The 14,494-nt window shown below is 63.7% G+C and carries 12 protein-coding genes; 8 read left to right on the top strand and 4 right to left on the bottom strand.

The genetic code is table 11. The annotated features are described in order from the left end of the window. Positions 1 to 24: 24 nt before the first annotated feature. Genes EII42_RS13735 through EII42_RS01305 form a run of 5 tightly spaced genes read left to right on the top strand, consistent with a single transcriptional unit; the run spans position 25 to position 5,743 of the window. Entirely contained in the window at positions 25 to 2,079 is a 2,055-nt protein-coding gene (locus tag EII42_RS13735) for an HtaA domain-containing protein (protein WP_125170295.1), read from the top strand. After that, entirely contained in the window at positions 2,079 to 3,227 is a 1,149-nt protein-coding gene (locus EII42_RS01320; protein WP_125170294.1) for a hemin ABC transporter substrate-binding protein, read from the top strand. Before EII42_RS13735 ends, EII42_RS01320 begins: the two co-directional genes overlap by 1 nt. Beyond that, positions 3,224 to 4,330, top strand: a complete 1,107-nt coding sequence (locus tag EII42_RS01315; protein ID WP_125170293.1) for an iron ABC transporter permease — start codon at positions 3,224 to 3,226, stop codon at positions 4,328 to 4,330. Before EII42_RS01320 ends, EII42_RS01315 begins: the two co-directional genes overlap by 4 nt. Then, the gene (locus tag EII42_RS01310; RefSeq protein ID WP_125170292.1) at positions 4,327 to 5,133 is read left to right on the top strand and encodes a heme ABC transporter ATP-binding protein; all 807 of its coding nucleotides are present in this window, start codon (positions 4,327 to 4,329) and stop codon (positions 5,131 to 5,133) included. The genes EII42_RS01315 and EII42_RS01310 overlap by 4 nt, the downstream gene beginning before the upstream one ends. Beyond that, positions 5,114 to 5,743, top strand: a complete 630-nt coding sequence (locus EII42_RS01305) for a heme oxygenase (biliverdin-producing) (RefSeq protein WP_125170291.1) — start codon at positions 5,114 to 5,116, stop codon at positions 5,741 to 5,743. The genes EII42_RS01310 and EII42_RS01305 overlap by 20 nt, the downstream gene beginning before the upstream one ends. Here EII42_RS01305 and EII42_RS01300 read toward each other — a convergent pair. Genes EII42_RS01300 through EII42_RS01285 form a run of 4 tightly spaced genes read right to left on the bottom strand, consistent with a single transcriptional unit; the run spans position 5,740 to position 9,099 of the window. Then, positions 5,740 to 5,940: a hypothetical protein gene (locus tag EII42_RS01300; protein ID WP_125170290.1), complete on the bottom strand. Its 201-nt coding sequence runs from the start codon at positions 5,938 to 5,940 to the stop codon at positions 5,740 to 5,742. The genes EII42_RS01305 and EII42_RS01300 overlap by 4 nt on opposite strands. 18 nt (positions 5,941 to 5,958) lie before the next feature. Next, entirely contained in the window at positions 5,959 to 6,891 is a 933-nt protein-coding gene (locus EII42_RS01295; RefSeq protein WP_125170289.1) for a hypothetical protein, read from the bottom strand. Continuing rightward, positions 6,891 to 7,961 carry a tRNA 2-thiouridine(34) synthase MnmA gene (gene mnmA / locus EII42_RS01290; protein ID WP_125170288.1) on the bottom strand — a complete coding sequence of 357 codons (1,071 nt, stop codon included), beginning with the start codon at positions 7,959 to 7,961 and terminating at the stop codon, positions 6,891 to 6,893. Before mnmA ends, EII42_RS01295 begins: the two co-directional genes overlap by 1 nt. Before the next feature lie 28 nt (positions 7,962 to 7,989). Continuing rightward, the gene (locus tag EII42_RS01285; protein ID WP_125170287.1) at positions 7,990 to 9,099 is read right to left on the bottom strand and encodes a cysteine desulfurase family protein; all 1,110 of its coding nucleotides are present in this window, start codon (positions 9,097 to 9,099) and stop codon (positions 7,990 to 7,992) included. A gap of 89 nt (positions 9,100 to 9,188) precedes the next feature. On the opposite strand from EII42_RS01285, the gene glgX reads away from it, so the two are divergent. The 3 genes from glgX to EII42_RS01270 are packed head-to-tail and all read left to right on the top strand — an operon-like array spanning position 9,189 to position 14,442. Beyond that, the gene (glgX, locus tag EII42_RS01280; protein WP_125170286.1) at positions 9,189 to 11,330 is read left to right on the top strand and encodes a glycogen debranching protein GlgX; all 2,142 of its coding nucleotides are present in this window, start codon (positions 9,189 to 9,191) and stop codon (positions 11,328 to 11,330) included. Between the two features lie 17 nt (positions 11,331 to 11,347). Continuing rightward, the gene (locus EII42_RS01275; protein ID WP_233558217.1) at positions 11,348 to 13,333 is read left to right on the top strand and encodes an alpha-1,4-glucan--maltose-1-phosphate maltosyltransferase; all 1,986 of its coding nucleotides are present in this window, start codon (positions 11,348 to 11,350) and stop codon (positions 13,331 to 13,333) included. Further along, complete coding sequence (locus EII42_RS01270; protein ID WP_158676353.1) at positions 13,330 to 14,442, top strand: phosphotransferase; 1,113 nt, start codon at positions 13,330 to 13,332, stop codon at positions 14,440 to 14,442. Before EII42_RS01275 ends, EII42_RS01270 begins: the two co-directional genes overlap by 4 nt. Positions 14,443 to 14,494 lie beyond the last annotated feature (52 nt).

The raw sequence follows: 14,494 nt of genomic DNA, 5'->3' as shown, positions 1-14,494 counted from the left end.
TAACTACCACTGAAAGGATCTTCGATGAGCAAGCCCTTCGGCGGGCGGTTGCTCGGCAGACTGACTGCCACACTGAGCGCAGCCGCCCTCGCGCTTGGCGTCGGTCTGATACCCGGCACCGCACACGCGGACCCCACCGACCAGAGCATCACAGACGGCACCCTCACCTGGGGATTCCGGGCGTCGTTCCGAAACTATCTCACCGGCCCAGCCAAGGGAACTGTCACCCTCGACGGTGTCCAGGAAAACGGGGGCAACTACCTCTTCTCCCCAACCACTGGCTCCTACGACCCTGGGGCAAAGACCGGCCAAGTGGAAGTTCCTGGCAAAGTCACCTTCACCGGACACGAAGGAAAGCTGGAAATCCATCTCTCCGACCTGAAAGTGAAGCTTCGTGGCGACGGCGCCGACCTCGTGGCCGACGTCAAGTCACGCAAGTTCGTCAGCCTCACCGAGCAGGGTGAGCTGGTTAGCCATGACGATGTGGTTCTGGTGAACCTGACCGGCGCGCCAAAGGTCGCTGATGGCAAGCTTCAGTTCAATTCGACCAAGTCCACCCTCGCCCCCAAGGGCGCTGAGGTCCTCGCCCCCTTCCTGCAGCAGGGCGCCGAAATGGACCCGGTGTCAATCGATGCCAAGCTGACGCCGAAGACCCAGCCGGCTCCCCCGCCACCACCGTCGCCGTCTCCGTCACCGGACAAGCCGCGGCCGCCGCACGACCCCCAGCCGGGCGTTCCCGGGCACCACGACATCGTCGATGGCTACCTTGACTGGGGTGTCCACACCCAACTGCGCCAGCATCTCGCAGGCGATATCGCGAAGGGCAAGGTGGATCTCGACGGGATCGTCGCCCACGGTGACACCCTGCGTTGGTCTCCTGTCAAGGGCAAGATCAACAGCTCCGAGGAGAGCCCGCTCGCCGTGGGTGGCTCGATCCACATGACGGGTTACTCGGGCCGCTTCGACATGCGCATCGCGAACGTCCGAGTGGTTTTCGCCAAGCCTGAAGGAGCAAACCTGAAGGCCCGTCTGCTGGCGGACATCACCAGCGTTCCCCCGGCTCAGGCCCGGGCAAAGGCCGACGCGGTTACCCACAAGGACCTGCACCTGGCCGACCTTGAGGGTACGCTCAAGGTGGACAAGGGCTGGTTCAGCTTTTCCGCAACTCCCAAGCTCACTGTGCCCGGCCAACAGATTTTCGGTTCTCGGATGAAGCCGGGTGATGCGCTCGACCCGCTGACCCTCGTCGGTGGCGCTCAGGGAGCCAAGCCTGAAGACATGCCCGGCAAACTGCCCTCCCCCGCACCCGAGCCAAGCAAGCCCGCTCCTGCGCCGAATCCCGGCAAGCCCACACCAGACAAGCCGGCCCCCGGCAAGCCCGCTCCTGCACCAAAGCCGAGCAAGCCCGCGCCCGGCAGGCCGGCGACCGACTGCACGGTTGAGACGACGACGGGTGACCTCAGCTGGGGCATCAAGAGTTCTTTCACCAGCTACATTCGCGGCGGGATCGCCAAGGGCGACTGGAAGCTCAGCGGCGTAAAGTGGGACGGGAAGCAGTTCGTGTGGCCGTTGACAACCGCAAAGTTCGGTGATGGGACCCAACTCTCCTACAGCGGCACCATCACCTTCTCCGGCCACAACGGGGTACTCAATATGAAGCTGAGCGATCCTCGGATCGTCGTGAAGAGCGCGACCATGGCCGAGCTCTACTTCGGCCATGTGCGCAGCAGCGACATGAACGGCAAGGTTTCCGAGTTCTCCAACGTCCACTTCGCCACGCTCTCGGGCAACATCAAGGTGGATGCCAAGAACGCCAGCGCTCAGGGGCTGAGCGCCACCCTGAGCGCCGATGGGGCCAAGGCCTTCGCCGGTTTCTACGAGGCCGGTGCCCAGCTCGATCCGGTGTCCTTCACGGCCAAGACCGGCACGAAGACCACCAAGTGCGACGACAAGGGCAAGCCTCTCGGCAAGACCAAGCTCCCCCGCACCGGCGTGGACGATGAGAGCTCCGCAGCTGCGGCGTTCCTCGGTCTCGTCGTGCTGGGCGGTGCCGCCGCCCGAAAGGGTGCAAAGCGCTGATGCTTGACAAACGTCCCCGGCCGGTCACTCGTGTGGCCGGCCGCGGGCCGTTGGGGCTGTTTGCTGCGTTGCTCGCCGTGTTCGCCCTGGCTGCCTGCTCTTCCGGTTCCTTCCCATCCATTTCCCCGACGGTCGCTGCCTCCACCCCGCAAACCACGCCCGCCGAAACCTCACAGGCAGCCGCCAGCGCCGCACCCAGCAGCGCGGCACCCGAGCTGCCGGATCCCAGAACGATCACCGGGCCCAGCCATGTCTCCGTGGCCCAGACCATCAAACCAGTTGCAAAGCGTCCCACGCAGTCCTTCCCAGTCAGCTTCACCGACAGCGCTGGTCAGGCTCATGAGATAACGGATGCATCGAGGGTTCTGCTACTCGACATATCCGGCACCTACTCGCAGATCGCGGTCGGGCTGGGGCTGGAACACGTCCTGGTCGGGCGCACCGCCAGCGACCTGTCGCCCGAACTGGCCCAGCTGCCACTCGTGACCGTGAACGGTCACGAGTTGAGTGGCGAAGCAATCCTGGCGTTGGCACCTACCCTTGTCGTCACTGACACAACCCTTGGCCCCCCCGAGGTAGTCGAGCAGCTTCGCGGCTCCGGGATCCCGGTAGTCACCCTCGACTCCGGGCGCAGGATGGACACTGTCGAGCGCGACATCGTGGCCATCTCCTCCCTGCTGGGGGTGCCGGCCGAGGGCCGAAAGCTCGCCGACGCGGCGCTCGCCGACATCGAAGCAGCTCGCCAGGAGATCGCCCAGTACGCTCCTAGCCAACCGATGCGCACCATCGTGCTGTATATCCGTGGTACTTCCGGCGTCTTCTTCATCTTCGGTAAGGGCTACGGAACCGCGGCGTTGCTCGAAGCTGTTGGAGCCGAGGATTCGGCCTCCACGGCGGGCATTGAAGACGTCAAACCAGCCAACGCGGAAGCCCTCGCGGCCCTGGACCCGGAGATGATCCTCGTGATGTCCGGTGGACTCACCTCCACCGGCGGGTTGGAAGGGCTCCTGGCCCGTCCCGGGGTTGCGCAAACCACCGCAGGAACCAGGCAACGGATCATTGACGTAGAGGATGGACTCCTGCTGAGCTTTGGACCCAACACAGGAAACGTGATCCGTGCGCTGGCCAAGGCCATGTACCAACCATGATCCAGGCCGAGATCCCGCTCTTCACCAGCAGCGGGGAAATTAGCATCCCGCCGCGGCCAGCACTGCGAGGCCGCCGAGCCCTCGTGCTGCTCATCGTGCTGACCGTGGCGGCCGCGCTGCTCGGCCTCATTTCCGCAGGTATCGGCCAGTTCTCGATCCCCGTGGACGAGGTATGGGCGTCGGTTCTGCGAAAACTCAACCTCAGCGAGATTCCCCTGACACCAGACGAACAACGCCGCATCATGCAGGTAGACGGCGCATTGTGGGAAATCCGGTTTCCCCGGGTGGCTCTCGGGTTGATCGTGGGCGCCTGCCTAGGCATCGCCGGCTGCCTCACCCAGGGGCTTTTCGGCAATCCGCTCGCGGAGCCCAGCATCATCGGCACCAGTGCTGGAGCCGCGCTGGGAGCGTGCCTGGTTATCGTCAGCGGGGTTGGCGCCAGCACTCTTGGCCCCGTGGCGCTACCCCTCGGCGCGTTTATTGGTGCTGTTCTCTCCACGGTTGCCGTCTATTCCTTGGCCCGCTCGGGCTCCCAAGCCCGCACGATCACGCTGATCCTCACCGGAATAGCCGTGAACGCGGTAGCCAGCGCGGTGATTGCGCTACTGATGTTCCTCGGCAACCAAGTCTCAAGAGATGCCATCGTCTTCTGGCAGCTCGGGTCACTCAACGGTGCCCTATGGCGAGCAGTTTTTACTACCCTTCCGTTCCTGATTGGCGGATTCCTAGTGGCCCAGTCACTGGCCGCTCGGCTCGACCTGCTGGCTCTCGGGGAGCACACGGCCAGGCACCTAGGAGTTCGCGTCGAGCGACTACGCGTTGTTTGTGTGACCGTGTTGGCTCTCCTCACGGCCGCGGGTGTGGCTTTCTCCGGGGTGATTGCCTTCGTCGGGTTGATTGTCCCGCACTTGTTTCGGCTGATTCTCGGCCCATCCCACCGGACGCTCATCCCGGCAAGCGCCTTGGGCGGCGCGCTCCTCGTCGCAGGCGCGGATGTCGCCGCTCGTACGTTGGTTCCCTTCGCTGACCTCCCGATTGGTATGTTGACCGCTTTCATTGGCGGGCCGGTGTTTTATTTGCTGCTGCGAAAGGGAACGAGATGAACTGCCTGGAGGTGCGTGATGTCAGTTATTCGGTTGGAGAAAAGTCGATTCTCAGCCACGTCAGCTTTGGTGTATCGGCCGGGGAATTCGTAGCGCTCATCGGGCCGAACGGGGCCGGGAAATCGACGCTGTTCTCGGTGATCGCGGGTGATGCGGCTCCCTGCGCCGGGGACGTGCAACTGATGGGGGACAGCGTCTCGACCCTAAGCGAGCTTGGGCAGTCACGCAGGCGTGCAGTTCAGCTTCAGCACCAGAGCGTGGCCTACTCCTACCTAGTTCGGGAGGTCGTGGAGATGGGACGACGTCCCTGGACCGGCACCCCATACGCAGCCGACGATGAGGCAGCCGTGCTGGAGGCCATCGGCTTGGCGGATATGTCGGGCTTTGAAGCCCGCGACGTTACTACACTCTCCGGCGGCGAGCAGGCCCGAGTTTCCTACGCCCGCACGTGTGCCCAGCGAACGCGCGTCGTGTTGGCCGATGAGCCGACGGCGGCGCTTGACCTGGGCCATCAGGAGGCGCTGCTGACCAGCTTACGCAGCCGCGCAGGCAGGGGCGCCGCCGTCGTGACGGTACTGCATGATCTGACTCTTGCCGCCTCGTACGCTGATCGAGTTGTTCTCCTCAACGCGGGCAAGATCGAGGCAATAGGCACGCCAGTAGAGGTACTCACCGGTGAACGGCTCAGCCGCGTCTACTCCACACCCATCGAGGTGTTCCCCCATCCAGTAACCGGCGCGTTGCTGGTGCTACCAGACCGAAACTACGCAAGGAAGAAAGCCCATGAGCACGCCGCTGTCTGAACTCGTTCGTTCGCAAACCCGAGTACAGCACGACGCCGCCGAGCGTTCCCCTCTCATGACTGAGCTGGTCGAGGGCGCTGCCCTCAAAACTCACCTCGAACTGCAGGTGCAACTGTGGTTTATCTACGAGGCTTTGGAGAGCCGGCTCGATGCCTGGCGGAATTACCCCGAGATCGCGGCCTTCCACGACCCGCGGTTGAACCGGCTACCCGCCATTGCAACGAGCTTCTCAGCAGTCTGGGGCACAGGATGGCGCGATCAGTTGCGGGCGAATCCGGAAACCCTCGACTACGCTGCTGACATCCGCCTATGCGCTGATCAACTCGACGGCCCGAGGTTCCTGGCGCACCACTACACTCGCTATCTCGGAGACCTCAGCGGAGGGCGGATCATTGGGCGGAACCTTCAGCGCGCGACAGGAGCGGCCGACGAGGTTGTTGGCTTCTACTCGTTTCCGGATCTGAAGCCCAAGCCATTCAAGGACGAATACCGGGCACGACTGGACTCGCTGCCCTGGGACGAAGCAGGGCGCGAAACCTTCCTGGCAGCGGTGAGAGATTCTTACGTGCTCAACGAGCGGATGTTCCGGGGCATCCTGAACGCTCGTTAACCCCCGGTGAGCGCCAGGTAGAACACCCGACCCAACAGGAAAAGTCCAACGCCGAGAGCCACGGCCACCACCGGGGTCAACGCGCGCACAATTACCTTCAGCCTGGTTGAGTGCACCTGTTTCGGCCCCATCCCGACGATCGGGTGGGCCCGAAGTGGTGTCGAGTCGTTCAGGTTCAGGTTAGAGAACAGGGCCATGCCGACAGTCTACCCAGCTCAAGTGAGAAGATCTCGATCAGCTGCCGCCCGCAGGATGCTCAGCTGGCGGGTCACGTCGGCGGGGCGCCAGCTTGCCATCCCGCATGCCGGCGCCAGGGTCAGCCAGTCGTCCGCGCCGAGCTCGCGGGTGACTGTCCTGGCCTGGCGGAGCACGTCGTCTCGGCTTATGACGCGGCAAGCCGAGGTTTCGATGACCCCTAGGATCACCCGCCCACCCGATTCGACCCATTCGCCTAGCTGGTCCAACTGAACGTAGCGGATGTCCGGATAGATCTCCGGTACCCTGGCACGCGCAACGATATCCAGCCAGGCCCCGTCTGCGCAGCAGTGCACGATGTCCCCGCCGGCCAAGCCCAGCGCTGCGGCCAGCTCTTCATCCCCGACGGTTCGGTGCCGGGAGAACCCGGACGACGTCGCGATCCGCCCGAGGCGCACCCCGACCAGAGCGGGCTCGTCCAACTGCACCTCCACCCTGGCCAGCGGGACCCTGCGGGACAGCTCTCGGCGGAGTTCGACGACGGCCTCCCTGAGCGCACCCGTCACCTCCCGGCGCGCCCCGTGGTCGGCCAGCAGTTTGTCACCTGCTGGCCGCTCGACGGTGGCCGACAGCGTCCAGGGACCGGCAACCCCAACCTTCAGCACACCGCTGAACTCCTGTAGCAATTCCTCCAGGTCGTCCAGGTCGCGCCGCCAGACGGACTTGGCGCGGCGATGGCTGGCGTCCGAGTGCTGAGTGAGGCGCCAGCCTGCTGGCTGCAGGTCGAAGCAGAGGCCATCAACCAGACCCAGCGCCCGACCAATAATTTGTGACTCCGGGCCACGCGCCGGCAACTCGGGCAGGGGCAGCCGCTCTGGCAGGGCCTCAAGCATCGTCGACAGCGCCCCACGGAAGTCGGTTCCGGGCACGGATCCCGCCGCCGTGATGAGCATCAGTGCGCCTCCGCGATGATTGCGCTGCCCAGCACCTCGTCGCCTTGGTAGTGCACCACGCTCTGGCCCGGTGCGACGCCGAGGGTCGGCTCGTCGAAGCGCACCTGCAGCTCTTCGCCGTCCGTTTCGAAGGTGGCGGCTAGGTCCGCGCCGTGGGCCCGATACTGGGCGCTCCCCCGCCAGGTACCCAGGCGGGGCTCCTGGGTCCAGGTCGGCCGGATGCACCGCACTTCCTTCACAGCAAGAGCGCTCTTGTTCCCCACCACCACGGTGTTGTGTTTGGGCTCGATCCGCAGCACGTAGCGAGGGCTGCCGTCCTCGGCGGGCACGCGCAGATCGAGCCCCTTGCGCTGTCCGATCGTGAAGTTGTGGTGGCCCGCGTGGGTTCCGAGCACGTTCCCGTCGCGGTCCGCAATCGGTCCGGGCTCGCGGCCCAGGTGCTTGGCGAGGAAGCCTTGCGTGTCACCGTCCGGGATGAAGCAGATGTCATGACTGTCGGGTTTCTTCGCCACGCCGAGGCCGAGCGCGCGGGCCTCCTCCCTTACCTGGGCCTTGGCCACGTCGTACAGCGGAAACAGGCAGCGACTCAACTGTGCCTGGTTGAGCATACCGAGCACGTAGCTCTGGTCCTTGTCCCGGTCGGCTGCTCGGTAGAGCCGTACGCGTCCAGTGGAGTGCTCCAGCCGCGCGTAATGGCCGGTGGCCACCGCGTCGAAGCCTAGTTTCACGGCACGGTCCAGGACCGCGGCAAACTTTATCTTCTCGTTGCAGCGCAGGCACGGGTTTGGGGTGCGTCCTGCCCGATACTCCTCGATGAAATCTTGCACCACGGACCTGTCGAAGTCGTCCGCGAAGTCCCAAATGTAGAAGGGGATATCCAGCCTGTCCGCGACGCGGCGTGCGTCGTGTGAGTCCTCCAGAGAGCAGCAGCCACGGGAACCGCTGCGGTACGCCTGAGGGTTTTTGCTAAGCGCAAGGTGCACCCCGGTGACCTCGTGCCCCGCCGCCACCATTCGCGCGGCAGCGACTGCGGAGTCCACTCCCCCGCTCATCGCTACTAATACTCGCATATCGCCTCCCTCGGGCGACAACTCTACGTCAGAATGCGCTGCGTGCCAGTTCCAGAGCGGGGCCGATCTGCGAACAGAGCCTCTCCACTTCCTCCTCGGTGGTGTTCCAACCGAAGGAGAAACGCAGGCAGGAGGCTGCTTCGGCGGCGGTCGCACCCATCGCCAACAGCACCTCCGATGGCTGATGCACACCCGCGCGGCAGGCGCTGCCCACCGAAGCGAAGACGCCTCGCTGATCCAGCAGCACGAGTAGGTCGTTGGCTCGCGTACCCGGGAAAGAGGCGTGCACTATGTGTGGCGTCGTTTTCTGCGCTTCGCTGGTCAATCGTGCGCCCAATCCCGCCAGGCGCTCGCGAACTCTCAGATTCAACTGGCTCAACCGCGCACGTTCTGCGGCTCGTTGTTCAACCATGGCCGTCGCGGCTGCCGCAAACCCTGCTGCCAGCGCCACAGACTGAGTGCCGGAACGAACTCCGCGCTCTTGTCCTCCCCCCAGCCCAACGGGGGTGAGTTCCACGCCGGTTTTAGCGATCAGCGCCCCCACTCCGATGGGGCCGCCGATCTTGTGCGCGGACAGACTCATGAGATCGACGCCGAGCTGGGCGAAGCTCAGCGGCAGATGGCCAAAGGCTTGTACTGCGTCGGTGTGCAACCAGCAGCCGTGTCGACCGCTCAGGTCAAGCAGCTGTGGCACCGGCTGAATGATCCCTGTCTCGTTGTTGACTACCTGCACGCTCACTAGGCCAACCCGTTCGTCCAGCAGTTCTTCTGCGATCCCCAGGTCCACGGTTCCCTCCTGGGTGACGGGTAGCAGCTCGGCCCCATGCCGGACGGATTCTTTGACCGCAGGGTGTTCAATCGCCGAGATCAATGCTCGTGGTCTGGCGCTGGCCCGCCAACCGCCGAGGACCGCGATTGAGTCCGCCTCTGATCCTCCGGAGGTGAAGATGACCTCCGGAGGTCGGCAGTCGATTGCGGCGGCCAACTCCTCGCGTGCTTCTTCAAGGCGGGCGCGCGCCCGCTGCCCAGCGCGGTGCAGAGCGGCCGGGTTACCAACAAGCTGAGCGCCTTCGTGGAGGGCCGCCAGTGCTTCCGGACGGATCGGGGAGGTTGCAGCGTGGTCTACATAGCTGGACATCAGTAGCCAAGACTACGCCCGACAGGAGTGCATGAACATTAAATCTCTGGCAAAATCGGCTGGTTGCTTGTCCTAACTACGGAAGAACAATGTCGAACGCCATCACTGACGCGCCGCTCGGCGCACACCTAACCGACGACGGTGTCCGCTTTTCACTGTGGGCACCCTCTGCTGAGTCTGTTGAGCTCATCCTAGTAGGTCACAGGTCCACTCCGGACACCATCCCGATGGAGAGAAAATCAGATGGCTGCTGGCACCGTTTCGTACCCGGCATCGGAGCAGGCCAGCAGTACGGCTATCGCGTGCACGGCGAGTGGTCGCCCGAAAACGGCTCCCGGTTCAATTCGCAGAAGTTGTTGCTCGATCCCTACGCAAGGGCGATCAGCGGTGGAGTGGATTTTCGAGCCGACATCCGGGCATATCGAAGCGACGCCCCGCACCAGCTCGACCTGAATGATTCCTTGGGGCATGTTCCGCTCAGCGTGGTTGTGGCTAACACGCCTGCGCCTACGCCGATCCGGCGTAGGCGACCGATGAGTGAGACCGTAATCTATGAGTTGCACCTGCGCGGCTTCACCAGGCTCCATCCCTACGTGCCCGATCACCTGCGCGGCTCCTATCTCGGCCTGGCCTATCCAGACGTGATCGCCTACTTGAAGGATCTCGGTGTGACGGCCGTCGAGTTGCTGCCGGTGCATCACTTCGTCTCTGAGCCCTTCGTCGCGCTCAAAGGATTGCGCAACTATTGGGGGTACAACACGCTCAGCTTCTTCGCGCCCCACGCCATGTACAAGGCTCCCGGGATGCTCGCAGACCAGGTTACGCAGTTCAAAGAGATGGTTTCTGCGCTGCACGAAAACGACATCGAAGTGCTGCTCGACGTGGTCTACAACCACACGGCGGAGGGCGGCATTGACGGCCCCAGCCTTAACTTTCGGGGAATCGCCCAGAGCGACTACTACAGGATGGGCCAGGGGAACCAGAGCGATTACGACGTCACCGGCTGTGGTAACTCGCTGAACACGGCCAAGCCGATGGTCCGCCGCCTGATTCAGGACTCGTTGCGATACTGGGTCAAGGAGATGGGGGTAGATGGGTTCCGTTTTGACTTGGCCACGACTCTGTATCGGGACGAGAACCACCACGTGGCGCACAATCACCCGATGCGCGAGTTGATCGACAATGACCCGGAACTGGCGGACATCAAGCTGATCGCAGAGCCGTGGGACATCGGACCGTTCGGCTACCAGGTGGGCGCGTTCGGCCCACGCTGGAGCGAATGGAACGACAAGTTCCGCGACTCGATGCGCGACTTCTGGCGGGGTCAGGCCACGGGTGTCCGAGAACTGGCCACCCGGCTCGCGGGATCCGCTGACATCTACGACCGTCCGGGACGCGGCCCCCACTCAACTATCAACTTCATCACAGCGCACGACGGTTTCACGATGCGAGACCTGGTTAGCTACGACGTGAAACACAACCAAGCGAACGGGGAGTCCAACCGCGACGGCACCGACAACAACCGTTCCTGGAACCACGGCTGGGAGGGCGAAACCGAGGACGAGTCGATCAATCGGCTGCGACGTCGACAGGTAAAGAATCTGATGGCCAGCCAAATCCTCGCCGTGGGCACGCCCATGCTCGTTGCTGGCGACGAGTTCGGCCGCACGCAGGGCGGCAATAACAACTCCTACTGCCAGGATTCTCCGGTGTCCTGGGTGGACTGGCGCATCAGCCCCGAGTGGGCCTCCGTACGCAGCGCGGTGAAGAGTTTGCTGCAACTGCGCTCAGACCACCCCGCTCTTCGCCGAACCGATTACCGCTACCACAGCGAGTTGACCGATGCCGATGGTGAGCCGTTGCACCGAATTGACCTAACTTGGGTGGATGTTGATGGCAACCTCATGTCTCCCGATGCCTGGGCCGATGACACCCGCAAGACGTTGGGCATGTACTGCTCCGAGGTGGATGAAGCTTTCCTGATCTACTTCAACGCCGCCGCGGTCGACATCCCATTGACACTGCCCGGGACACAGATGGGGCGGAGTTACGCAGTCGCTTGGAGCAGTTGCGCCGAAGACGAACTACCACCGGGACCGTATCTCTCGCGGCAGGCGCTTGACCTTCCCGCGCGCAGTGTTCTCGTGCTCCGCGCCGACGTGGCCTCCTCCGCAGCGGAATTGGCGGAATGGCTAGCAGTTGAACAAACGGCCCGACCCGACACACAATAGCGGGTAGGCTGTCAAGCGTGATTCCCAACAAGCGCTTGACTCGCACACCCGGCGGCTTTGGCCGAATCCCTATCAGCGGGGTCAGCCCCGTCATCGAAGAGGGAACCTATCCCGTGAAGGCGGTCGTGCATGAACGGCTGCGGATAACCGCCCACGTCTTCCGTGAAGGGCACGACGCCGTGGCCGCTTCCGTGATCCTCACATCGCCCAGCGGCCAACAGCGTCGGGTCGACATGGCCCACATCGAGCCGAAGGGCCTCGACATCTGGGAGACCTATGTCCGGATGGCTGAGGAGGGCGACTGGACCTTCCGCGTCGAGGGCTGGTCCGACGTCTGGTCGACCTGGGTGCACCATGCGGAGAAGAAACTGCCGGTCAGGATGGACGTGGATCTGGTGTTGTCGGAGGGCCGGCTGTTGCTGGATCAGGCCGCGCAGAACGCCACCCAGCTGGGAGTGGATGCTGCAGCGAAGCTGTTGGAAGCGGCCGCCGACATCCTGCGGGATCCGGAGTCCTCCTTGGAAGACATGCTGGATATCACCACCTCGCGCCCGGTCGCCCGGGCCATGCAGCGCTTCGCCACCCGAGAGCTGATCTCTCCCACCCAGGAATACCCGATCCGGGTCGAGCGCCGTCGCGCGCTCTACTCCTCTTGGTACGAGTTCTTTCCCCGCAGCCAGGGCGCCTGGCAGGATCACGACGGCTGGCATTCCGGTACTTTTGACTCCTCACACGAGCGGTTGGAAGCTGCGGCCGCCATGGGCTTTCACGTCGTTTATCTCCCACCGATCCACCCGATCGGAAACGCCTTCAAGAAGGGCAAGAACAACACGCTTGATGCCAGCGACGCCGACCCGGGGTCCCCTTGGGCAATAGGTTCGGCTGCGGGCGGTCACGATGCCATCCATCCCGATCTCGGTGATTTCGCGGCTTTCGATCGTTTCGTCGCCAAGGCCCGGAGCCTGGGGCTGGAAGTGGCGCTCGATTTCGCCCTGCAGGCCTCCCCCGACCACCCCTGGGTCCGGGAGCATCCCGAGTGGTTCACCACCCGGCTGGATGGCACCATTGCGTACGCGGAGAATCCGCCCAAGAAGTACCAGGACATCTATCCGATCAACTTCGACAACGACCCAGTCGGCATCTACCACGAGGCTCGTCGGCTGCTCGAGTTCTGGATAGAGAAGGGGGTGACGATCTTCCGGGTGGATAATCCCCACACGAAGCCGGTGGACTTCTGGGACTGGCTGCTCAAGGAGATCAACCAGACTCATCCGGAGATCATCTTCCTGGCGGAGGCGTTCACACGCCCACAGATGATGGCGGCTCTCGGCAAGGTGGGGTACCAGCAGTCGTACACCTACTTCACCTGGCGCAACTCGAAGTGGGAGCTGACCGAGTATCTGACGGATCTGTCCACGAAGATGGCCGACTACTACAGACCAAATTTCTTCGTCAACACCCCGGATATCAACCCCTTCTTCCTGCAGCCGGGAAATCCTGCTGCGTTTGCGATTCGGGCCATCTTGGCCGCGACGATGTCACCGTCGTGGGGCGTGTATTCGGGCTTCGAGTTGTTCGAGCACGAGCCGCTGGCCCCTGGGCGGGAGGAGTACCTGGATTCCGAGAAGTACGAGTATCGTCCGCGCGACTACGGCTCGGAGCCCAACCTGAACATGCTGATTGGCAGGCTGAACGCGATCCGTGAGGCCCATCCGGCACTGCAGCAGTTGCGCGATGTCCGGTTCCATCATGTGCCGCACGACGAAATCATCGCCTATTCGAAGGTCGACATGGAAGACGTGGTGCTGACTGTGTGCAGCCTCTCACCCGAGCACGACGTGATCTCCGAGGTTTACCTGGATTTCGAGGCGCTTGGTTTCGACCGCAGCCGCCCCGTGTTCGCCCACGATGAGCTGACGGGCCAGGATTTCGTCTGGGAGGAACGCAATTTCGTCAAACTCTACCCTGCGCAGCCTGCCCACATCCTGAGGTTGAGCCAGTGACCATCGATGAGGAACTATGGCGACTGGTCCGCGACGCCCGTTGGTTTGGCGGGCGCGGCCGCGGTGGTCGGCTGTCTGAAGTGGCCTCCTTTCCGCAAGGCAAGGTGACGAGTCTTCTGGCGCACGTCGAGTACGCGGATAACACCACCGAGATCTACCACGTTCCCGTGCTGACCGATTCCCTGCCCGGAATCCGGGAGGCCGTCGATCACCCACTCGCCCTTTGGCCGTTGGCCGCGCCATCGCTGCCTCCGCCCAAGAGCGGTCGCCGGTTCGCGGGCGAACAGTCGAACACGAGCCTCTTCTACGACAACTCAACGCTCATGAAAGTGCTGCGTAGAGTCGAGCCCGGCCGTGGGATCGAGGCTGAACTCTTGGAAGCCCTCCGCGGATCCGGGGCGGCTCCCGAGTTGTTAGGCGTTTGGGAGCATGGAGGCTTCGCCCTCGGGTTGCTCGTCGAGGCCTTGCCCAGGGCCGTCGACGGCTACGACGTGTGCGTCGCAGCCGCCCGTTCAGGAGAATGCTTCCAAACCTCGGCTGCGGATCTGGGACACCAACTGGCGAAGGTCCATTCGCTGCTCGCCGAGCGCCTGCCGACCGCCGAACAGTCGGGAGAGGCTCTCCGCCGAGTCTTCACCCAACGGTTCGAATCCGCGGTGGCTGAGCTGCCGCAGTTGGCGCAGTTCGTGGAAGCCGCGGCCAGCGTTTTCGCGAATCTTCCTGAGCAGGTGGTGACCCAACGCGTTCACGGGGATTGCCACTTGGGGCAGGTGCTGCAAAGTGACGGGCGCTGGTGCTACGTCGACTTCGAAGGCGAGCCAATGAAGACGCTCGCCGAACGCCGCCAGCCGGACTCTTCGCTGCGCGATATCGCAGGCATGCTGCGGTCGTTCCATTACGCGGCCTGCGCCGGGCAGGCCCCCAAGGGATGGCTCGCCGACGCGGAGTCCGCTTTTCTCGACGGCTACGGTGCCACCGCCGATGGCCTGCTCAGCGCCTACATCATCGACAAGGCCTGTTACGAGGCGGTCTACGAGGCCAGGTTCAGGCCGCACATGCTGAGGGTTCCGCTATCCGCGCTCGGCTCCTTGCTGGGCATCTCCGGCTGAGCAGTTCTCCCCACCTCCTGACCGCGGCGGTGCTACCCGGTAGATTGGGTGC

The sequence above is a fragment of the Tessaracoccus sp. OH4464_COT-324 genome, assembly GCF_003932855.1.
Classification (GTDB): domain Bacteria; phylum Actinomycetota; class Actinomycetes; order Propionibacteriales; family Propionibacteriaceae; genus Arachnia.
Note: the sequence above shows the minus strand (reverse complement) of the source record. Positions and strands in the feature narration are given on the sequence as shown.